At 40.3% G+C, this 21,858-nt stretch carries 22 protein-coding genes; 6 read left to right on the top strand and 16 right to left on the bottom strand.

The annotated features are described in order from the left end of the window. Positions 1–122 precede the first annotated feature (122 nt). Positions 123–1,124 (top strand): hypothetical protein, encoded by a 1,002-nt coding sequence (locus SLH46_RS14145; RefSeq protein WP_320281857.1) that lies wholly within the window; start codon positions 123–125, stop codon positions 1,122–1,124. 68 nt (positions 1,125–1,192) lie between these two features. On the opposite strand, the gene SLH46_RS14140 is transcribed toward SLH46_RS14145, so the two are convergent. The 7 genes from SLH46_RS14140 to SLH46_RS14110 form a co-directional block, all read right to left on the bottom strand. After that, the gene (locus tag SLH46_RS14140; RefSeq protein WP_320281856.1) at positions 1,193–2,560 is read right to left on the bottom strand and encodes a B12-binding domain-containing radical SAM protein; all 1,368 of its coding nucleotides are present in this window, start codon (positions 2,558–2,560) and stop codon (positions 1,193–1,195) included. A gap of 4 nt (positions 2,561–2,564) precedes the next feature. After that, entirely contained in the window at positions 2,565–3,368 is an 804-nt protein-coding gene (locus tag SLH46_RS14135) for an SDR family NAD(P)-dependent oxidoreductase (RefSeq protein ID WP_320281855.1), read from the bottom strand. Positions 3,369–3,374: 6 nt separating this feature from the next. After that, a complete protein-coding gene (locus tag SLH46_RS14130; RefSeq protein ID WP_320281854.1) occupies positions 3,375–4,349 on the bottom strand; it encodes a UbiA family prenyltransferase in 975 nt (324 codons plus the stop codon). A 10-nt stretch (positions 4,350–4,359) separates the two neighbouring features. Beyond that, complete coding sequence (locus tag SLH46_RS14125; RefSeq protein WP_320281853.1) at positions 4,360–5,292, bottom strand: diacylglycerol/lipid kinase family protein; 933 nt, start codon at positions 5,290–5,292, stop codon at positions 4,360–4,362. Between the two features lie 3 nt (positions 5,293–5,295). Continuing rightward, positions 5,296–6,588, bottom strand: a complete 1,293-nt coding sequence (locus SLH46_RS14120; protein WP_320281852.1) for an aminotransferase class I/II-fold pyridoxal phosphate-dependent enzyme — start codon at positions 6,586–6,588, stop codon at positions 5,296–5,298. Then, positions 6,569–7,567, bottom strand: a complete 999-nt coding sequence (locus tag SLH46_RS14115) for an AIR synthase related protein (RefSeq protein WP_320281851.1) — start codon at positions 7,565–7,567, stop codon at positions 6,569–6,571. Before SLH46_RS14115 ends, SLH46_RS14120 begins: the two co-directional genes overlap by 20 nt. Positions 7,568–7,817: 250 nt before the next feature. Further along, positions 7,818–8,333 (bottom strand): hypothetical protein, encoded by a 516-nt coding sequence (locus SLH46_RS14110; protein WP_320281850.1) that lies wholly within the window; start codon positions 8,331–8,333, stop codon positions 7,818–7,820. A gap of 143 nt (positions 8,334–8,476) precedes the next feature. Here SLH46_RS14110 and SLH46_RS14105 point away from each other — a divergent pair, with 143 nt between their 5' ends. Further along, positions 8,477–9,067: a porin family protein gene (locus tag SLH46_RS14105; protein ID WP_320281849.1), complete on the top strand. Its 591-nt coding sequence runs from the start codon at positions 8,477–8,479 to the stop codon at positions 9,065–9,067. Between the two features lie 81 nt (positions 9,068–9,148). Here the strand turns inward: SLH46_RS14105 and SLH46_RS14100 are convergent, their stop codons facing one another. From SLH46_RS14100 to dapB, 7 genes are all read right to left on the bottom strand, one after another. After that, positions 9,149–10,012 carry an EFR1 family ferrodoxin gene (locus tag SLH46_RS14100; RefSeq protein ID WP_320281848.1) on the bottom strand — a complete coding sequence of 288 codons (864 nt, stop codon included), beginning with the start codon at positions 10,010–10,012 and terminating at the stop codon, positions 9,149–9,151. 5 nt (positions 10,013–10,017) lie between these two features. Then, positions 10,018–10,461: a pyridoxamine 5'-phosphate oxidase family protein gene (locus SLH46_RS14095; protein WP_320281847.1), complete on the bottom strand. Its 444-nt coding sequence runs from the start codon at positions 10,459–10,461 to the stop codon at positions 10,018–10,020. 120 nt (positions 10,462–10,581) lie between these two features. Continuing rightward, positions 10,582–10,839, bottom strand: coding sequence for a transporter suffix domain-containing protein (locus SLH46_RS14090; RefSeq protein ID WP_320281846.1), 258 nt, complete (start codon positions 10,837–10,839; stop codon positions 10,582–10,584). Positions 10,840–10,878: 39 nt separating this feature from the next. Then, complete coding sequence (locus SLH46_RS14085; RefSeq protein WP_320281845.1) at positions 10,879–11,520, bottom strand: WbqC family protein; 642 nt, start codon at positions 11,518–11,520, stop codon at positions 10,879–10,881. 2 nt (positions 11,521–11,522) lie between these two features. Continuing rightward, complete coding sequence (locus tag SLH46_RS14080; RefSeq protein WP_320281844.1) at positions 11,523–11,873, bottom strand: LapA family protein; 351 nt, start codon at positions 11,871–11,873, stop codon at positions 11,523–11,525. 91 nt (positions 11,874–11,964) lie between these two features. Further along, positions 11,965–13,305: a signal peptidase I gene (gene lepB, locus SLH46_RS14075; protein ID WP_320281843.1), complete on the bottom strand. Its 1,341-nt coding sequence runs from the start codon at positions 13,303–13,305 to the stop codon at positions 11,965–11,967. Between the two features lie 11 nt (positions 13,306–13,316). Then, positions 13,317–14,033: a 4-hydroxy-tetrahydrodipicolinate reductase gene (gene dapB, locus SLH46_RS14070; protein ID WP_320281842.1), complete on the bottom strand. Its 717-nt coding sequence runs from the start codon at positions 14,031–14,033 to the stop codon at positions 13,317–13,319. 315 nt (positions 14,034–14,348) lie between these two features. Between dapB and SLH46_RS14065 the strand changes: the two genes are divergently transcribed. Continuing rightward, on the top strand, positions 14,349–15,182 hold the full coding sequence (locus tag SLH46_RS14065; RefSeq protein ID WP_320281841.1) for an HAD family hydrolase: 834 nt from the start codon (positions 14,349–14,351) through the stop codon (positions 15,180–15,182). Positions 15,183–15,388: 206 nt separating this feature from the next. Beyond that, positions 15,389–16,267 (top strand): hypothetical protein, encoded by an 879-nt coding sequence (locus SLH46_RS14060; protein ID WP_320281840.1) that lies wholly within the window; start codon positions 15,389–15,391, stop codon positions 16,265–16,267. A gap of 76 nt (positions 16,268–16,343) precedes the next feature. Here the strand turns inward: SLH46_RS14060 and SLH46_RS14055 are convergent, their stop codons facing one another. Beyond that, positions 16,344–17,063: a nucleotidyltransferase family protein gene (locus tag SLH46_RS14055; protein WP_320281839.1), complete on the bottom strand. Its 720-nt coding sequence runs from the start codon at positions 17,061–17,063 to the stop codon at positions 16,344–16,346. A gap of 135 nt (positions 17,064–17,198) precedes the next feature. Further along, positions 17,199–17,642: a DUF4293 domain-containing protein gene (locus tag SLH46_RS14050; protein WP_320281838.1), complete on the bottom strand. Its 444-nt coding sequence runs from the start codon at positions 17,640–17,642 to the stop codon at positions 17,199–17,201. Positions 17,643–17,823: 181 nt separating this feature from the next. On the opposite strand from SLH46_RS14050, the gene SLH46_RS14045 reads away from it, so the two are divergent. Together SLH46_RS14045 and odhB are read left to right on the top strand one after the other, a co-directional pair. Continuing rightward, a complete protein-coding gene (locus tag SLH46_RS14045) occupies positions 17,824–20,559 on the top strand; it encodes a 2-oxoglutarate dehydrogenase E1 component (protein ID WP_320281837.1) in 2,736 nt (911 codons plus the stop codon). Between the two features lie 11 nt (positions 20,560–20,570). Next, positions 20,571–21,815 carry a 2-oxoglutarate dehydrogenase complex dihydrolipoyllysine-residue succinyltransferase gene (gene odhB, locus SLH46_RS14040; RefSeq protein WP_320281836.1) on the top strand — a complete coding sequence of 415 codons (1,245 nt, stop codon included), beginning with the start codon at positions 20,571–20,573 and terminating at the stop codon, positions 21,813–21,815. Positions 21,816–21,858: the final 43 nt, after the last annotated feature.

The raw sequence follows: 21,858 nt of genomic DNA, 5'->3' as shown, positions 1-21,858 counted from the left end.
CTTTTCAGGATGATTTCATAGAATTTAATAATTTATTCTTATGATAAACTTTAATTGATGTGAATCAAAATCGCAAGCAAACCGTAAAAGACTGAACAGGTAATAATACTTAAACTAACTGTATGAATCGGGTTAGTACCATTCAAAAGGAGTTTTTTCAACTCATCAAAGAAAAATTACCCCCGACTATCTCACTTGTTTATGAAGTTTCTAATTCATTGGGTATTAGCCAGGACAGTGCTTACCGAAGAATAAGAGGGGAGAAAGAACTTACTCTTGAAGAGTTATTTGTTTTGAAAGACTTTTTCGATATTTCGTTAGACCAGTTAAATGGAGAAGATTTATCGAGTGTTAATTTTAGTTGTTCGGTTATTCATCCTGATAATTATAGGGTTAGTGACTGGTTGGAAAAATTATATGAGGATACAAAACGTATTCACGATTCAAAACAGAGTGAGATTATTTATGCGGCAAAAGATCCTCCTGTTTTCCATTATTTCCAGATCCCTGAAATAGCTGCTTTTAAAGTCTTTTTCTGGGAAAAAACACTTTTCCAGTTTCCTGAGTACAAAGAGAAAATGTTTAGTTTTGATGACCTTGACAATTCGGCTTATGTGAATGGAAGAAAGGCACTGACACTTGCCACTCAAATCCCAACTATCGAGATTTGGAACAATCACACCTTCACAATCATGCTCAGCCAGATTGAGTTTTACTATGTTTCCGGCTTTTTTAAAAACAGGGATGACCTGCTTAACTTGTTGGACAAAATGGAGAAGTGGATCCATCATATTCAGAAGGAGGCGGAGTTAGGTTTTAAATTTCTTTATGGTAGCGAACCCGACGGGGTGGAGGATAATTTCAGGTTGTATTACAACGAGGTTGTTTTGAATGATAATACCATTTTAGTTCGCACGGATAAAGGATACAGTTCTTATCTTACTTTCAACGTGATTAGTTTACTGAATACAACCAATCAGAGCTTTTGTATTGAGTTAGATAAATATTTTCGCGGACTGCTTACAAAATCAAACTTAATAAGTCATACCGGAGCTAAAGAACGCAATCGCTTTTTTAATAGCCAGTTACATGCATTGGAAGTAATGCGTTCGTCGCTTTCCTAGTTTGTTTCAGATTGAAATGATTGAGTGGATTGATAAGATTGAATCAATCTGTTTTCAATCTTTTCTGCTTAAGAACTTTGCATTTCATAAACTTTCATTCGTGCATGGTGCCGTTGAAAAACCGAAATTTTCATCATCATCGCCGACAGAAATACACCTCTGAACAACTGCTTAAAGATATTGCCTTTAAAATGAGCAGTGGTAATAAATCGCCACCAACGTCGGATAATATTTCTCCACGAATAGAACTTTTTGTTGATGTTCTTGTAGGCGCTGAAAACCTGTTCTTTTGTAACATTTTTTGGTTGAAATACCAGATGGTCGCCTTCGTAATGGGCCACATTTTCATCGATAATCCGGCCTTCTTCTTTCACCAGTTTGTGGAATGGTGTTCCCGGTATTGGTATTGATATAGATAACAAAATAGTGCTCGGATCAATTTCCTCCAATTTGTCCGGAAGATTATCGTAATATTCTTCAGTGTCTTCATCCAGCGCGATCATCATTCCTGTAAATGTTAAAATGCCTCGTTTCTTTAGTTTCAAAAAAAGCTCTTTGTATTCTGCTGTTTTGTTCTGCTTTTTGTGTACGAATGCCAGACTGGGTTCATTTAGCGATTCCAATCCAATAAATGCCAAGCCACAATGGGCCTGTTCAAGCAAGTCGATAAATTCATCGTCGTGCAGGCAATCAAAACTAAATTGCACACCCAGCGACCATAATTTCAGCTTCGCAATTTCGCGCAAAAGATCCTTGGCATAAGTTAAATCACCACCCAAATTATTGTCTTGCAACATGGCGATCTTTCTTTTCATAAGTGGGAGTTTTTGGGTGGAGCGTAAGTCGTTCACCACGTCGGCTATTGGACGTTTGCGGTGAGGCGCCGGATTAATATTTAACTGGCAATAGCTGCATTTGTAAATACATCCGCGTGTTGCTTCTGTTACTACCGGCACCGTAAAATCCTTTTCAACCAAATCGTAGCGTGGAGGAGGGATATTTTCAAGAGGAGGTGCAAACGGAGCAAAGTAGGTTTTTTTCAATCGATTATTTACCAAATCGTGAACAACTGACGGCCATATCATTTCGGCTTCTCCAACTACGGTGGCATCCATGTAATCTTCAATTTCTTCGTGAAACGTGGAAGCATAACGTCCGCCGGCAATTACTTTTTTCCCTTTTTCTCTGAATTTTTTGGCAACATCGATGGCGTGAGGAGCACAAAAGTCCATAAAGCTTAGTGCTATGTAATTGGCATCAGTTTCGTAGTTGATGGGGCGGATCATTTCGTGCAACAATTCTATCTCTACTATCGATGGTGTTAAAGCTGCAAGCAAAGCCCCCGACACGGGCGGCGCTGGCGATTTTGCATAATATGTTCGCTCATCTCCAAGGTTCTGAAACAAGACGATTATGAGCAGTTTTGGCTTTTTCATGACTTCAGATTTTTAATAATTTACCGGCTCTTCTTCGAAAATATGCTCTGACAACCCCCGGTGAAAGTGCGGCCACTTTCCCAATTAACTTACCACGCAGCGAGAGTGCAACTTCAGTTTTATTTCTTCTCATTTGTTGAACGATCTGGCGGGCAACATCTTCAGCTTTTGCCATTTTGTCGTGCCGCAAGTGGGCTCCCGGCAAGAACTTTTCGTTTCTGAAAAACCGGGTTTGAGTATAATCGGGAGCAACATGTAAGACCGAAATTTTGGACTGGCCCAACTCTGCTCTTAAGGTTTGGCTAAATGACCTTAATGCAGCTTTACTGGCAGAGTAGGCCGAGTAACAGGGCATGCCGTAAAGTGCCGCAATTGATGACACAAATACTATCATTCCCGGACGATTTTCAGGAAAATGGGGTAGTGTATGATAGGTTAAATTCACTGCACCCAAAAAATTGATATCCAAAATTTGTTTGAAGTCCTGCGGTACTGTGTTTTTTATAGGACCGTATATTCCGATTCCTGCATTATTAATTAGAATATCGATAGTAGCTTTTTCGGGTGATAGTTGTTTAATTGCATTTTTGACTGCCGCTTCGCTGGAAATATCACAACTGATGATAATTGGTTCGGAGAGCTGAGGATTTGCTGAAATCAAATCATTTCTGACTTGTTCTAAGGCTTCAATATTGCGGGCCATAAGAATCAGGTTGGGATCGTACTTTGCCAGTTCAAAACAAAGTTGTTCCCCGATTCCGGATGAGGCGCCGGTAATGATTATTCGTTTATTTTTCAGCTCAAACATGATCGGTCAGATTTGTCCTTTTTCAGGTCGGAACAACAAAACCAGTTCAAAAACAATGTAGTAACACAAGGCAAATAGGTACCAGTTGGGTTGAAAAGTGATCATCATTGCCAGATGCCACAGGATGAATGCCCTTACCGTAGAAACGATGGGGTAGGTGGCATTTTCTTCGATTTTAATGGAAGTAAAATGTGCTTTGAGTTGACCAGAGACAGCAACAAAGGTTGCAATAATGAACAGTGCAAAAGCGATTATATTTTCAGGATTGATAAGGAACAGCGAAGCAAGAGCAATTATAATGACAAAAATATCGCCGAGAACAACCGAGTGATCCCAGCCAAATTTTACGGCAAATGTATTGTAGCCGGTTTCACGGTCGGCAGTGATGTCTTTCAAATAGCCAATCAATACAAAATTCGCGTACGAAAAAAGTGTTATTACACACAACCAAATAAGTGTGCTGTTATTGAGTATTGAAAGGTCTTTTCCTGTAACTGCTAAAAATGCGGTAATCGGTAGGATCATAACAATCCAGCCGTTGTAGAATGGTCCGGCAATCCAGAAATTCTTTTTAAAATAGGTGTAAGTGGCCAACCCGATTATTGCCAGCGAACAAAAAATAAGGTTGTTGAGGTTGTATAAAATCAGTGGGATTCCAATAATTACGAGTCCGGCCAGACTAACTCCTCCTAGTGCTTTGGGCGAAACTTCTTTCTTTACCAGTGGCCTGTACGACGCAGAAATGGCATCGGTGTCCGTTTGAAAACAATCGGTTAAAGCCTGTCCAAAACCATAGCCCAAAAAGAAAGGCAAAAACAAAATTACAAACTTGGTAATTGAACTGTTTTCCTGCCAGCCCAACGCCAATCCTGCCAATCCTGCTGCACCGGAAACAAATAGCAAGTAGGGGCGCATATGGACAATAAGTGCTTGCAGAAATCGGAGGGAGAAAACCGGTGCAAAATTATTTTCATTTTTCATCGTAGTAGTTTTAATCGGCAACAAATAAAGCTGTGGGCAATACAGAAAAACGAAATCGACAGGCTTCAATGATTTCGCCATCGGTTTCGAGAAGGACAGGCTTTGCAGATGTGATTTCAACAGACTGCACAAGCGCTGTTTTACAGTTCTTAGCTTTGGAGAATTGTTTTCGATACAACGAGTAAAGTAGTCCGGGAATTTGTTGTCTATTGAAGTTCTCGGCCAGGTAAAATCCTAAGCAGCCACTGTCAGAACCGGGATCAATATCGTAACAGAAACTTCCTGAAACATTGGGATTTTTAGAAATAGATAAATTGGTAACGCAGGTTGAAATTTGCTTTTCATCATAAGTAATTTCCAAATCAATGTTTTTATAGCTTAAAAGGGTTTGTGCGATGGTCCATAAAATACAAAGGTTGGTTGATCGTGGTTTCAGAAAGTGAATGATTTTGTTGCTGTCATCGTTAAAAAGCCGGTTCCCCTGAGCTGTAAAACCAAGACTTGCGTTAACGATAAAAAGCTGCTTTTGGGTAGTGTCTCGATCATGAAATTCAACTATTCCGAGGTCTGATTCTGTATTGTTTTCGAAATCGATTCTCACTGGAATTCCTCTTATTTTTCTTCTCACAGGTTTAAGAAAATCGTTGCTCGATCCCAAACCAATCGCCCCAATACTAAAGGGTTTTAATTGATAGTTGGTAACCTGTGCCAGCGTATTAATTAGATTATTGAGACTGCCATCTCCTCCGGCAGAAACAAAGTTTTTTACCCGGTATTCATTTACCAAAGTTTCCATCAGACTGATATGATTGTCGGTTTCCGAAAAATGAATATACAAAGTGCCAATGGGCAAATTTTTTCTTACCTCATCCTCAATGTGATCCCATTTTTTCTCCGCCGATCCATTGTTGGCAAACCCATTTATCAATACCGCAGTTCTCATTATTTAATCGTTGCAAACTATGTTGTGTTTATACCAAACCAATTCAACCGTGTCAACCAGTTTTTTTAGATCATCGTTAGTGTGATTAGCACTTATTGATATGCGAAATCGTTGTTTGTCAGCAGGCACCGCTGGAAACTCAATCGCATTCAAGAAAATTCCTTCATGATTAAAATCGTTGGCCATTTTTCTGATGTTAGCGCCCTGTGGAACATTTAATGCGATAATTCCTGCCTGTGGGGGTGTTGTTATTCCAAAGCGTTTCAGCTTGCGTGTTAAGAACGATACATTTTTTTTGAGTTGTACTCGTCTCCATGGTTCATTTTCAATAACATCGATACCTGCCAGTACCGCTGCAATAGTTACAGGGGGTAATGAGGCAGAAAACATGTAAGTGCGCGCCATAAAACGGAGGTATTCGATCACTTCCCGCGAGCCGGAGATAAATCCACCGTTTACTGCAAAGGCTTTGCTAAAAGTCCCCATGATTATTTCGTTGGTCCATTTTAACCGGAGCTCTTCCATTACGCCCTCGCCGTTAAAACCTAAAACGCCTGTTCCGTGCGCATCGTCTATAATGGTGTGTGCATTATATTCTTGTGAGAGTGGGATTATTTTATCCAACGGAGCAATGTCGCCATCCATTGAGTATACTCCTTCAACCGCTACAAAAAGGTCACCATCGGTTTTATGTGTTTTTAGTAAATGTTCTAGTTCATCGATGTTGTTGTGCTCGAAAGTGATGCATCTTCCTCGTAGCAGTTTTACGCCGTCGAAAAAGGAAGCGTGGTTGTATTCATCTGCAATTATCAGATCGTGCGGTGTGCACAAGCCGTAAAGCAAACCCAGATTTGCGTTGTAACCGCTTGTAAATATCATAGTGTCTTCGGTTCCTTTTAATTTGCTGAGTCGGTTTTCGAGATCTTTCATCAGCGATGAATAACCGTTAAGCAGCGGCGGTCCGGCAATTCCAACTCCATACTTTTTTATAGCTTTTTTTACTGCTTCTTTAACGTGTGTATGGTTGGCCAGACCCAGGTAATTATTCGAACCGAACATTAACATTTCTCTTTCATTCCCTTCAGCATCAAAGGCTAAAACTGTGCGGTCTGTTGCCGAGTCGATTACCCGCATATACAAATGTTTGTCTTCTTTTTCCTGGTTTTGCAATGAAACATGGAACAGGTTAATCCGTTCATTCAACGGTAATTTTCGGCCATTTTTCCAGGCGCTCGAGAAATCGATACTGTACCCGTTGCCATTCTTTTCTTCCTCGTTATGAGATTTTGTTTTCATGACTTTGTAGGTATTTGGTTAATGCAAAAATGTATTCCTTAGGATCGGCAAAATCCCGGCCTCCAATATTAAAATCACTCAAATCATAGTGCGCCGAGCCTGATAAAAGCACTTTCTTTTCTTCTTGAATCGTTCCGATTTTTGCGAAGTTCAATTCTCTGCTTTCCGCTTCGGACAAAAAGGTTTTCTCATCTTCGGGTTTAATCGTAAATACGAGCTCATATTCTCCACATTCGCCCAAAAACAATAGTTCTTCCGGAAGCTTAAGTTTGGCCATAAAAGCGCTTGCGATCGGATCGGGATTTAAGCGGTCGATCAAAAAACCGATGTTGTTCAGCGAGGAAATTGTGCGCAGTGCATTTACAATTCCATCGCTGGAGTCGATGCAGGTTGTGGCAAATTCCTGTATTAACCGGGCTTCTTTATGCCTGAGTTCAAATTGGGTGGTAATGTCACTGTCGAGATCGAACAGTTGCAAGGCAGCTTCCAGGTTACCTGTTCCACAATTTCCGGTCATATAAATAAGCTCGCCCGGTGCTGTCTTTTTTCGCATAAGCGGTTTATCCGAATGTCCGATTGCAATTCCTGTGTAATGCCATTCGTCCGAAGTCCCAAGGTCTCCTCCAATAAATGCCGCTCCTGTTTCCATGAGAATTTCAGCAACTCCACGCGACAACTCAATCAAATATGAATTGTCCCATTTTGCAGGATTTAATGCAACAGAATGACTGAAATATTGAGGAACACCTCCCGAAGCGAAAATGTCGCTCAAAGTTGCCACCGCCAGATTTTTCCCCAATTGAAAGGGATCGGTGGCGCGAAAGTGATCTTCTTTTGAAAAATCGTCGACCGAAAAAAGCATAAAGCCGTTCTTCTTTTTTAAGATTTCGGCATCGGATTGAAAAAGTTCATTAAGCTGTTTTTTGCTGCGAGGCAGTTGCTCCGAAATGAGTGAAATGATATTTTCTTCCACGTTCATAATGTTGCGTTTTTGGTTTTCGTAAATAAAGTTACGACAACGAAAGCGCTGAAATCAACCGTTAAATGCAAGGGTGAACAAGTGCATTATTAGTTTCTATACAGCGATTCAAAAACGAAGCATTCGATTACTAATTTTTACTGAAAAATGGAGTGAGAATGGAAGGATTTGCGCAAATTGCGAAAATAGCTGTTTCAATTCGGTTAAAAGTCAAGCAATAAGTCAAAAAAAGAATTGGGATATTGGTAGCTTATTTTTCTTGCGTAGAGGTATCAGCTTCAAGTGTCATTCCAGGGGTAAGGGTGAATCGTTTAACATCAGTGGTGTAAATCTGAATCATCTCGTCATCTTCGCTTTCGGGCGTATTACTGAAATATAAATGGTAGGCTGCATGCATGGGTACCATTACTTTGCAATTCAACTTCGGAGGAATACGAATGTCCATAAAATCGCAATAATTTTCGTTGTCCCAAACAAGGTCGGTTAACATGTTTATGTAAAGTGTATCGTTGGTGGGATTGACGAGTTTTAATTTTTTAAATTCCTGATCCGATGGAACATAGTCGACCTCGCAATCGAGCATGGCGGCAACAAATACCGATCCCACTCCACTCATTATATCAACAAAAACATTTCCGCTACGGTTTGCACGTAGCTCTTTCTGCCGTTCGTAACTCGAGGTGTCGTGAATGTATTGCGGAGCGGCACAGCTTGTAAATAACAGTACTGTGCAAAATATAAGTAGGTGAGTTTGATTCTTTTTCATGGTTGAATTGTTTTCAGGGGATCATAAACAATTTTCATGCCTGAATTTTCGACAGAAAGATACCGGTTCATTCATAAAATCTCCGTATACTTGAATTAGAATTTTAACGTTATAACAAAACACAACACAAAAACACAATAGTTATGAAACGACTACTTTTTGCTTCACTGTTTGTTTTATTTACTGCAATTGGATTTGCACAACCCATTATTGATATTGGTCTGAAAGGAGGTGTACATTATTCAAATCTGAACCTGGGAGGGGATTTCGACCTAAGTTCAGATGGTATAACAAAAGTACATTGGGGTGCATTTGGGCGTGTAGGTTTCGATCGCTTTTATGTTCAGCCTGAAGTTTATTTTAGTAAAAAGGGTGGCGATCTGTCGTACGATCTTCTCGATCTGACCGGTGGTTTTGATTATAAAAACGTTGATGTACCTGTTCTTTTGGGATACAAACTGATAAAAAGTTCGATGGTAGATTTTCGGGTTATGGCTGGTCCTGTATTCACTTTTGTTACTGATGCCGATTATCCGAAAGAGTTGGATCCATACCTGAAAGATGAGTTTTTTAATGAAAACTTATTCGGAGTACAATATGGGGTTGGAATTGATGTATTGTTTTTAACACTTGATGCTCGGATGGAACATTCGAGTAAAATATACGACGACCCTGATCTGATAAATGGTAAATCTACTTCGTTTATTATCTCAGTTGGATTTAAAATCTTGTAAGAACAATTATAATTATAGTATAAAAGGCTTCAGGATTATCTGAGGCCTTTTTATTTAAGCCGGAAAGCGGTAGGATGAGAATCAGTTTTCAACCAATTGTGTTTTGCCATGAGTATGTTTTACATGTACAAAGGGTATCTTCTTCTTTTTTGAGATCCGTATGTTGTAATTCATAAACGGATCCATTGTTTTCCAGTCGAGCGAGGAACGAATGGCATCTTTGGGGCAATTCATTTCGCATGTTGCGCATAACTGGCAGTTTGAATCCCATTTTAATGTGCCGTCCTCTTGTTGCGTAATATTATTAACCGGACATTTTTCTACACAAATTCCACAGTTGTTGCAGTCACTGTTTACCGTGAAGGTTTTGTAATAAAAGGATTTAACAGAAGATCGTGCCACCAAAAGTCGCTCGATTCTGTAAACAAACGGGGTAGGTGGATCAAAGGGCGCAATCTTATTCTGTTGTTGCTCTGAAAAAGAATTAATTACAGATTTACCAAATTCTTCGGCAGAATGTAGTTCTTTTTTGGTTGGCGAGTCAGGCGAAAACATCGTCCCGCGTTTAATATATCCCATCCAATAGTCGACTCCATAACTGGTAAAATATCCGTAATCTTTAGCTTCTTTCATTTTTAAAGTTCTTCGAATCCAGTTTCCACAATCACCTACGTAGGTGCCGTGTAATACAAAAACGAAGGTTGGCTTGTTTTTTAATCCCTTTAATTCATTTACAAAATCCTGAACTATAAAGGGAGGATTAAAAAAATAGGTTGGTGATCCGATTCCAACCAGGTCGTACCCGGAAACATCAGTATTGCTGTTTTGACCAATATTTATACGGTCTATGTCCCATTCACCGGATGTGATTCCTTTTTCAATCTGATCGGCAATTTTATTTGTAGAACCCGATTGAGAGAATGTTGCGATCATTGCTTTTTTCATGAATCTTAGCTTAAATTGAAACACTCATGTTCCAGGTTCTCCTCATTCAGAACATCGCTCAAAGTCCAGAAATGCACATTGCCGGCGGTAACTTTAAATATTTCGCTAATAGGCTCCAGATCATAGCCTGAAATATCGTCCAGGTAGAGGCGTTCTTCGTGTAATTTATGTATCATTTTCGGATCATATACAAATTCAACCGTGCCTGTTAAACGCATTTGTTTGGCTTGCGCCAGATCTTTCGGATTGTTGTAAAAACAAACTTCAACTTTTGGATTGAGGTGAAGTTGTTTCGACATGTCTTTTGGAGAGAGTGTTCCGAAATAGAAGCCTGTTTTGTCGGCAAAAAATAAGAGTACGGTTCTTACCCGGGGCTGGTCTCGGTCGCAGGTTGCCAAATAGCAAACCGGGTTTGCTGAGGCAAACGAAATGTAATCATTTATATTCATGGCTATACGATTTTTGGTGTAACAGATAAGTTACAAAAAATCAGCGTGAAAAGCAAGATGGAAACGGGCTCCGGGGGGATGAGAGTTGGGGCTCTTTCTTGAAAAATTAACTTTTATTGATTAGCCATTTTGTTCTTTCTTTTTAAACCAGTTTACAGGATTAAGTTGCTTTTTGTATTTGGTAAACAGTTCCTTTCCAACCAGTAATCCTCCTGCCCAAAAAACGACTTCCATGAGAATAAAACTTGTTGTTGATGCGGCCACTTTTGTTTTGGTTGGCAGATCAAAAAACGGGATAATCAATGTTGCAGCAAAAAATACCCCGGAAAATACCATTAAAAAAATACCGATTTTTATCTGACTGTTTTTTCGACTCATAAAATTCAAAACAGCAAACATCTGGGATTGTTTCGTCTGCTATTTCTTCTGCAAACTTTGTAACAGAATAGTATAAGCATTTGGCCCTTCGTTAAAAAGCAAGTCTAGTATGCTTAAATCGGGTGTAAAACCATATTTTTCGGAAAAAACCTGTGTATAAGCTTGTGGTTGAAATTCGTTATCGGGATTGTGTTTTTGTTTTGGCGAAATGCCGTCGCGCAGATTAAAAGTGTTTTCAGGTACTTGCTCAAAGTCTTCGGTTAAACGGATTTTATTTTCAATCTCGAAGAAGTCGCAAAGTTGCTCGTGTATTTGTTGGTTATAGTCGAGCAGGTATTTTGTTTTACACTCGAAGAATGGGTAAAGTTCATCCTGATAGTATTCGAAATACGGCGATGAGTTGTAAGCCGAAACAATGGTTTGCCAGTGGTTGCGCTGCCAGTTTTCGTCGTACGAAATTTGCAGGTCTTTGATCAAAACTTTTGGACCGCGGCCTTTTACAACGGGAATAACCAAAGCAATCGGGCCATTTCCTCCAAGAATCTGGCAGCGGTTACGATAGGTTTGTTTGGTAAAATTCTCGAATTGCTCGAGGTAAACCTCTTTGTGATGGATATAACGTGTATAAAAATGTACCGGAGCAAAGTAAGCAGTGCTCAGCAAAAGTGCATTATCTTTCATTTTCAGTCCCTAAAAAAAGTATCGTCATCGTCGTCATCATCGTCCAGTTCAATTCCTTCAGGATCGGTAACTTCTTCCGACTTTTTCATTTTGTTTAATTCCTGTAACTCCTTCAACTCGCTGTTGAATTTCATCATTTGTTTGTTCTCGTGTTTTACTTTCCACAAGCGGGGGTAAAAATAGAACGCAGAAATTAAATACCCTAAAAAAATGCAACTGATTAAAACCAAGACCAGCGGCGCATCTTTTATTTCCCAGAAAAAAATATTGAGGGTGATGTCCATGGCATTTTGCAGGGTGAAAATCACTAGCAGAACAGCCAGGATTAGCAGAATTACGACGATTATTTGCATAATTGATGGTTTTCAAGTATCAATTCGAAATTATAAAAAAAGGACAACAGTTGCCTGTTATCCTTTAAACGAATATTATCTGTTTTAATTGTTAATGCACCCTGGTAAATAAACGCTTAAACCTGATGTTTGCAGGGAAGCTTCTGTCTTTGTCAAGCGAAAGCCAGATGAATTTGGCTTTTCCAACCACGTGATCTTCGGGAACAAAACCCCAGTAGCGCGAGTCGGCCGAATTGTGACGGTTGTCGCCCATCATCCAGTAATAGTCCATTTTAAACGTATAGGATGTGGCTACCTCGCCGTTAATTTTAATCTGGTTGCCGTTTACTTCCAAATCGTTTTCCTCATAAATGTCGATTATACGACGGTAAAGCGGCAGGTTATCTGTTGTTAAATTAATTGTCTCTCCTTTCGCCGGAATGGTGAGCGGACCAAAATTATCCACATTCCAGGGGTAACGGCTGTCGTTCGGGAAAATACCTTGTCCTCTTTCGCCGGGTTCTTCCAGCATTTTTACAACCGATTCTACATTCGCGAAACCTTTAATTTGATCAGCCGAGTTTTGGGTTAGAGGCAATAAATATTGCTGACTTGAATAAGTATTTCTGTCGGCTTCAGCAATGTGTAATCTGTCCAGCGCTTTTGGATTTATAGCAGTTCCATTTGTTTTTACGAGGTAATCGTATTGCATTCCGTCAAATTTTTCCTGCGGCTCACCGTTCACGTACAGCTGACTTTTTATAATCTCAATTTTATCGCCGGGAATTCCAACACAGCGTTTAATGTAGTTTTCGCGTTTGTCAACCGGGCGCGAAATAATGTCTCCAAAATTTCTTTTGTCGCTCCAAACCCGGCTTCTGCCATAGGTTCTAACCATATCGTAATAACTTTGGGTTGGCATTCCCAAAGCCACTGTGTCGCCTTCCGGAAAATGGAAAACAACAACATCGTTATTTTTTATAGTAGTGAAACCGGCCAGTCGTTTGTATGGACGCTCGATTGCCTCTGAGTAGGATTTACCACCAATAATTGGCATGGTGTTATGAACAAACGGAAACGACAACGGAGTGTTTGGCGTTTTTGGTCCGTAAGCTGTTTTACTCACAAAAAGATAATCGCCAACCAACATCGATTTTTCCATTGATGAAGTTGGAATTGTGTATGCCTCAATAAAAAACATACGGATAAAAGTGGCCGCAATTACAGCAAAAATTATAGCGTCGACCCATTCAACAACCTTAGTTTGTTTGCCGTTGGGCGGGTTTTTCTTTTTCCAGAATGCCCAGTGTACTTTTTCGGTAATGTAAATGTCGAAAATTATGGCCAGCCCAAGGAACCATAAATAGCTTCCCAGCCAGATGACCCAGAGGGCATAAAGTGTTCCTACAGTGATAAACTTAAACCACTTATTTGTCAGGATCGAACGTATCATTAATTTTTATTTTATAATTTAAGTAAGTCTTTCATTGTTAAAATGCCTTTGTTTTCAAGGCAATATTCAGCAGCCAAAACCGCTCCGAAAGCAAAACCTGTACGACTTTTTGCACTGTGTGTAATTTCAATAAAGTCGATTTCCGATTCGTATTTAACGGTGTGAATACCGGGTACCAACCCAACGCGCTCCGATTTAATATTCATTTCGTTATCGGCAGGAGTTTCATCGTTCACCCAACCATCTTTTGTTGGCAGATTTTCGATAATATCTTCGGCCAGACTAATTGCAGTTCCACTCGGTGCATCCAGTTTCTTTGTGTGGTGAACTTCGGTCATTTCAACACCATATTCTGAACGTGGCGCCATCAATTCAGCCAGTTTTTTATTCAACTCGAAAAACAGGTTTACACCCACCGAAAAGTTACTTCCGTAAAAGAAAGTTCCGTTTTTTTCCTCGCAGGCCTTGTAAACTTCTTCTTTATTATCGAGCCAACCGGTTGTTCCGCTAGCAACAGGAATACCGGCATCAAAACACAATTTATAATTATTTACTGCCGAAGCAGGAATAGTAAATTCGATGGCAACGTCGCACTTTTTTAGATTTTCAATGGTGAGGTCGTGCTGGTTGTCGAGGTCAATTTTTAATCCAATTTCATGACCACGCGACAGTGCAATCTTCTCAATTTCCTTTCCCATTCGTCCGTAGCCAATTAGTGCAATTCTCATTATTTTGCTGATTATCTGTTTTAGAATAAGCCACAAATATAAAACAATACTCAAATGTATCCATAAGAGTTCCAAACATTAAATAAATTCGACGAACATGTGGCTTTGGAAGATAAACACGATTAATACCGATTAGTTTCAAAATGGCGTCCGGAAGCGTCTGGACATCTTTTTCAATCTATCGGTATTCACCATTGTAAAATGTAAAATTTGCTGTGCTTCATATTACATTACAATTGGTATAACAGAAATTTAAAACCCGGAATATTCGGATAAACGGATTTTGGCTAATTTTAGCGGTGAAAAAGCAGACAGATGAAGAACATTAAACTTGTTGCAACCGATTTGGATGGTACGTTTCTGAAAAACGACCGGACGATTAGTGAAGCAAATATTGAAGCGCTACACAAACTGGGCGAGAAAAAGATTATTCGGGTAGCAGCAACGGGCCGGAATTTACAGAAAGTAAAAGCTGTTCTGCAGCCCGATCTGCCTTTTGATTACGTAGTTTTTTCATCGGGAGCCGGCGTTTACAACTGGCAGACCAGGCAACTTGTTGCCAATCAGAATTTAAAAGCAACTTCGGCCACAAAGCTGCTGAATCATTTTATTAGTCGCGATGTGAATTTCCACGCTTTTTTTCCGGTACCGGATAATCACAAGCATTATTATTATCGTGGAAAAGAAGATTGCGAAGAGTTTGAGCGCTATTTTAAATTCAATGTTGCTCATGCAGAGCCTTTAAAAACAGATAGCTTACCAAAAGGAGAATTGTGCCAGTTTCTGATAATTATCAAACAAAACGAAGAACGGTTTAATCGTTTGAAGTCGGAGATTGAAGCTTTGTGTCCTGAGATTAGGGTTATTCGGGCATCGTCTCCAATCACTCCTAGGTATATTTGGATCGAGGTGTTTCACCATTCAGTATCAAAAGGAAATGGCGTAAACGAAATCTGCAAACGACTGGGAATTTCGAAAGACGAAACGATGGGGCTGGGAAATGATTACAACGATTTTGATTTGTTGGAATTTACCATGCACTCATTTTTAACCGAGAATTCGCCGCACGAAATAAAACACAAATACCCGGTGGTGCCAAGCAACGAAAACGATGCCTTTGCGTTTTCTGTGCAGTCGTTATTGGCGTAAAATCAATAAAATATCAATTCGTTTACCCGATCCGCCAAATGGCGGAAGCGAATTGATTGTCTCTACTCCCTTTAGGGATGGGGTGTTCAGAGATAATCAATTTGTGAAATAATACCGGAGTTCATTTTAATTTATAATTTAGCCAAAGTAAACGAGAGTATTGTTTTGACTTAAATCTATCTTATCCAATCAGAAAATTCTATCCAGTGAAAGTTTGTGGTTTTACATTTATCCGAAACGCCGAAAAATTTGATTTCCCAATTATTGAAGCGATAACTTCAGTTTTGCCCATTTGCGATCATTTTGTGGTTGCCGTTGGGAAATCGGAGGACAATACACGAAAAATTATTGAAGACATCGATCCGGAAAAGATCAATATAGTAGATACGGTTTGGGATGATAATCTGCGTGAAGGAGGCTTTGTTTATGCCGACGAAACCAATAAAGCAATTGATACGATTCCTGAAGAATACGACTGGTGTTTTTACATTCAGGGCGATGAGGTGGTGCACGAAAAATATCTTCCAGTGATAAAAAAGGCAATGGAAACCAACCTTGAACGAAAGGAGGTTGAAGGCTTGTTATTTCGCTACCGCCATTTTTATGGAACATACGATTATGTGGGCGATTGCAGACACTGGTACCGCAACGAAATTCGGGTGATTAGGAATGATAAAACCGTTCGTTCGTATAAAGATGCGCAGGGATTTCGGAAAAATGGGAAGAAGTTAAAAGTTGTACCTGTTGATGCCGAAATTTATCATTACGGTTGGGTACGCCATCCTAAATTTATGCAGGAAAAAGTTGACTCGGTAAAAGCTTTTTACCACGGAATTTCTGAGGAAGAAGCGCAAAAAAAAGCATCGGAGCAGGAATTTAATTACGGTGCAGAATACGATGCATTAACACGTTTTGAGGGCACTCAACCTGAAGTAATGCAAAACAGGATAAAACGATTGAACTGGGAAGTTGAAGTAGACACCGATAAAATTCAGATGAAATTTAAGTACCGATTATTGTATCGTGTCGAAAAGTTGTTTGGGGTACGTTTGTTTGAGTACCGGAATTATAAGTTGCTAAAATAATTTTGTCGTTAATAATAGCTGCATTTATGCGCTTAGCGGTTTGGAACCGCTTAGCGCGTTTCAAAAATCAGACGAATTATTCGAATAGCCTTCGAGCTTCCTCCAGTTGAGTAGGTTTTCCAACATCCATCCATAAATCAGAGTTGTCGAAGTAGCCTTTTATATTTTTTGTTTTTGCCAGTTCGAGGTAAAACTGAACGATAGAAAAACGATCTTCCTCAGGCATAAAATCAAAGATCTCCGGCTCTACAATATGAATACCGCTAAAAGCCATTTCTGTAGCTTCCTGAAAATTTTCAGGCCTTGATATTTTCGTCTCGCCCGTTTTTTTATTGATCCATCCTACCAGATTGAGTTCAGAATCGAACTTAAAGTAACGCTGTGTTTCACGCTGTCGAACAACTAAAGTTGCAATCGCTTTTGATTGGGTATGCTCCGCAAAAACATCCTGTAGATTGAGATTACTCAGAATGTCTACATTATAAATTAGTATCGGTTCGTTTGGCGAAAAAAGGTGTTGTGCAAATTTTAATCCGCCGCCTGTTTCTAGCAATTTTTCACTTTCGTCAGAAATAAGAACAGGAACATCCCATTTCTTGCTGTTTATAAAATCAATTACCTGCGGCGCAAAATGATGAACGTTAACCACAATTCTGGTGGCACCTTCTGTTGTCAGTTTTTCAATGGCATGCTGTAACAATGGTTTCCCGCCAACTTCAACCAAAGCTTTTGGTTTATCGGCCGTTTCGTCTTTTAAACGGGTGCCCAAACCGGCGGCGAAAATCATTGCTTGCATAATACCAAACTTTATTATTTTGAATGTCGAATGATGATTAACGAATAATGATTTTAGAAATCTCAAAGGTGATTGTCGCTTTTGTATCGCAACTTCGCCAATCAAAAATCGTTAATCGACATTCTTCATTCGGTTTTATCTTATTCTATCCAGGCTTCTTACCAAGGCTTCGTCTTTTCCAATAGCACGAATAGCCAGCCAATCTAAAATGATACATACAATTGGCAGCGCAATCGCAACTTTAAAAGCTACCTTAACTTCTTCGAAACTCGCGTAAGTGAAATAAAAGAATAGTCCGAAAAGCCCCAGCATTAGAAGCATCGAAAATCCAAGAATCCGGATTTGAAGAATGCGTTTTTTGTATAAAAAGATGGCCACCAGATGAAGCACAGCAATAATGCCGATCAGAATCATTAATGGTAAACCGCTAAAAAGTAGTTGTTCATCCTTAAAAATTCCAAATGCATTAAAAACATGCAGTTGGTCGTTAACGATGATGTCTGCAAATTTCTGCACATATAACGAGCCCATTAACATTCCGGCTACAAGGATAAACAAGGTCTGAATTCTTTGAATCATTGTCGTAAATTTTCAGCAAAAATAGCCAATCAAAGTATTTCTCAAAACCAAAATTGTTGAGCATGCTTAAAAATCATCAGGAAAGCTTAATTTTGATAGGAAAAAACTATGATCGCAGATAAACAATAAAAAAACTGCATTGTTTCTTCAATATCATATAAAAGTTAATTAAAAATCAACTATGGATAAATTTTCGTCTGTGGGAAACCAGGAACTCGAGGCGATTGAGAACCTATACCAATCTTATCTGGAAGATCCGGAATCGGTTGATAAGAGTTGGCAACAGTTCTTTTCGGGTTTTGAACTGGCCCGTAAACAATACCCTGAGAAACCGTCGGGAGTAAAACTCGACAATATCGATAAAGAATTTGCCATATTAAACTTAATTCATGGCTATCGTCAGCGTGGACACCTGTTCACCAAAACAAATCCCGTTCGTGCCCGTCGTACGTACTCGCCAACACTCGATATCGAAAATTTCGGTTTAGAAAAGGCTGATCTGGAAAAAACATTTCAGGCCGGTAACGAAATTGGCATTGGTGCGGCAAAACTAAAAGACATTATTGCGCATCTTGAGGCTACTTACTGTCGTTCGGTTGGTGTTGAATATGTTTATATGCGGCACCCGGAGGTTGTGCAATGGTTGCGCGAGCGAATGGAAAGTACTCAAAACTCGGAAGAGTACACCGAAGAAAAGCGGAAACATTTTTTCTATCACCTGAAGCTGGCGGTTGGATTCGAAAATTTTATCCACAAAAAGTTTGTTGGGCAAAAGCGTTTTTCGCTTGAAGGAGCGGAAGCAATAATTCCGGCACTCGATGCCGTTATTGAGCGGGGCGCAGAACTGGGCATGGAAGAATTTATTATGGGAATGGCACACCGCGGACGTTTGAACATTTTGGCAAACATCCTGGAAAAGCCCTATCAAAATATTTTTAAAGAGTTTTACGGAACCGAATACGAAGATGACATTGCGCAGGGCGATGTAAAATATCACCTGGGTTACGAAAACGAAGTGGTCACCGACTTTGGCAAAAAAGTAAAATTGAAACTGGTTCCCAACCCATCGCATCTGGAGACAGTTGCTCCGATAGTGGAGGGAATGGTTCGTTCTCAGATTGAATACGAATATAAACGCGATTACAGCAAGGCTGCCGCTATTGTCATTCACGGCGATGCTGCAATTGCAACGCAGGGTGTTGTGTACGAAACCATCCAAATGTCGCAGTTGCCCGGGTATAAAACCGGTGGAACAATCCACTTGGTCATTAATAACCAGGTAGGTTTTACCACTCCATATCTCGAGGCACGATCGAGTACCTATTGTACCGACGTTGCAAAAGTTACCCGTTCCCCCGTCTTCCACGTAAATGGCGACGATGTAGAAGCCTTGGTATGGACAATTAAGCTGGCAATGGAATTCCGTCAGAAGTTTCATTCTGATGTGTTTATCGATATTCTGTGTTACCGTAAATACGGACACAACGAAGGTGATGAACCGCGTTTTACACAGCCGATGTTGTACAAAGCCATTTCAAAACATAAAAATCCGCGCGATATTTATGCCGATCGGTTAAACGAACTGGGAATAATGACCCACGAAGAATCGCGCGAAAAAGTTCGTGAGTTCGACCAGTTTTTGGAAGGCAAATACAAGGAATCGGAGAAAATTGAAAAGTTACAGATTCGTAAATTCCTTGTGAAGGAGTACGAACAATACGAAATGCCTTCGAAAGCCAATTTTAATGAGCTGGTTGAAACAGGCGTTGGAGAAGATACAATCAGAAATGTAGCTGAAAAGATTTATACCCTGCCTACCGATCGTCCATTTTTCAAAAAAGTAAATCGGATTATTTCAGACCGGAAAATGATGATTCACGATAACCGTCTGGATTGGGCGATGGGAGAGTTGCTGGCTTACGGAACACTGGTAGCTGAAGGTCACCCGGTTCGTTTAAGCGGACAGGACAGCGAGCGTGGAACTTTTGCGCACCGTCATGCAGCTTTTGTAATTGAAGGAACTGAGGATAAATATTTCCCGCTGAAGCATGTTTCGGAAGATCAGGCGCGTTTTAAAGTGTATAATTCGCCACTGTCGGAATATGCCGTGATGGGATTTGAATACGGTTATGCCTTAGCCGAACCAAATGGTTTGAATATTTGGGAGGCTCAATTTGGCGATTTCCACAATGTGGCGCAGGTAATAATCGATCAGTACCTGACTTCTGCTTTCGAGAAATGGGGATTGATGAATAACCTGACACTCTTGTTACCTCATGGTTTTGAGGGGCAGGGACCGGAACACTCGTCGGCACGATTGGAGCGTTTTCTTGAGCTATCAGCCAATAATAACATTCAGGTTGTAATGCCAACTACACCGGCCAACATGTTCCACTTGTTACGCCGCCAGGTGAAAATGAAAATGCGTTTGCCATTAGTGGTATTCACACCAAAGAGTTTGTTGCGCCATCCAATGGTACATTCAACGGTTGAAGAACTGGCAGAAGGACATTTCTGTGAGGTGATTGACGATTCTGCTGCAAATCCAAAACAGGTGGAAAAAATTGTGTTTACAACGGGGCGCTTGTATTACGATCTGCTTAAACACAAGAATGAGAATGGTATCAAAAATGTTGCGATAGTGCGTTTGGAGCAGATTTATCCGATACCAACTAATCAGATTGCTGAAATCCGGAATAAATACTCAAATGCTACCCAATTAATATGGGCACAAGATGAACCAAAGAATATGGGAGCATGGCCGTTTATTAACCGCAAGCTCGATCACCTTGGATTTAAAGTGGTTGCCCGTCCTGAAAGTGCCAGTCCTGCCGTGGGATTGATGGAAAAACACAAAAAGGGCCTCAACCATATTCTGGAGTCTGTTTTTGAACAAAAAGAAGTTGTAGCGTCATAAAAAACCAAAATATGATTATTGAAATCAAAGTTCCCAGTCCGGGAGAATCCATAACCGAAGTAGAAATTGGCAGTTGGCTTGTTGAAGACGGAGCTGTTGTTGCCAAAGACCAGGAAATAGCCGAAGTTGAATCGGATAAGGCCACGCTGACGATTGTAGCCAGCGAGGGTGGTAAAATTGAGATTAAAGCAGAAGAAGGCGAAGCTGTTGAAGTTGGGGCTGTTGTTTGTACCATCGATACAAGCGTTGAAGCACCGGCGGCTTCCGAAAAACCTAAAGCGGAAGAAAAAGCTCCGGAGGCAGAAGCGCCAAAGGCCAAAGCTGCTGAAGAAAAGCCTGCAGTGTCGGATTCGACAGAGCACGATAAAGTAAAAGTTACGTCGGTTGCCAAAGAGATAATGAAAGAGCATGGCCTGTCGGTTGACGATGTGATTAACGGCCTGAAACGATTAGGCAAAAAAGAAGTGGAAGCAGTGGTTAATGCACCACAAGCTGCTGCCGCCGCCATTCCGCAAAAAGAAGCTACACGCGACGAAGAACGTCAGCGTATGTCGAGCCTGCGCAGAAAGTTAAGTGCGCGCCTTGTTTCAGTGAAAAACGAAACGGCAATGCTCACTACTTTTAACGAGGTCGACATGAGCTACGTAATGGACATGCGCAAAAAGTATCAGCAAAAATTTGTGGATACACACGGATTTAAAGTGGGATTTATGTCGTTTTTTACCAAAGCCGTAGCAACGGCTATGGATTTCCATCCGATGGTAAATGCGCAGATCGATGGCGACGAAATTGTAATGCCACAGTTTGTTGACGTTGGTATTGCGGTATCAACACCAAAAGGTTTGATGGTGCCAATTGTACGCAATGCCGAAAGTAAAACGATACCGGCAATTGAGCTGGAAATTAAAGAGCTGGCAGCAAAAGCACGCAACAAAAAAATTACAGTTGAAGAATTAACCGGCGGAACATTTACCATTACCAATGGTGGTGTTTTCGGATCGTTGTTATCAACACCGATTATTAACCCGCCGCAATCGGGTATTCTGGGAATGCACAATATTGTTGAGCGTCCGGTAGCTGTTAACGGCCAGGTGGTTATTCGCCCAATGATGTATGTGGCTTTGTCATACGATCACCGTATTATCGATGGTAAAGATTCTGTAGGTTTCCTTGTAAAACTGAAAAAATTACTGGAGAATCCTGAACTCTTATTCACCGGAGGAAAAGATGCCGGAGAATTAATGCTGGGGATTTAGTCTCTGTTTGCAATCTCAGTTTTCAGAGGGATGCCATACGTAT

The organism is Draconibacterium sp. IB214405, assembly GCF_033963885.1.
Classification (GTDB): Bacteria; Bacteroidota; Bacteroidia; order Bacteroidales; family Prolixibacteraceae; genus Draconibacterium.
Note: the sequence above shows the minus strand (reverse complement) of the source record. Positions and strands in the feature narration are given on the sequence as shown.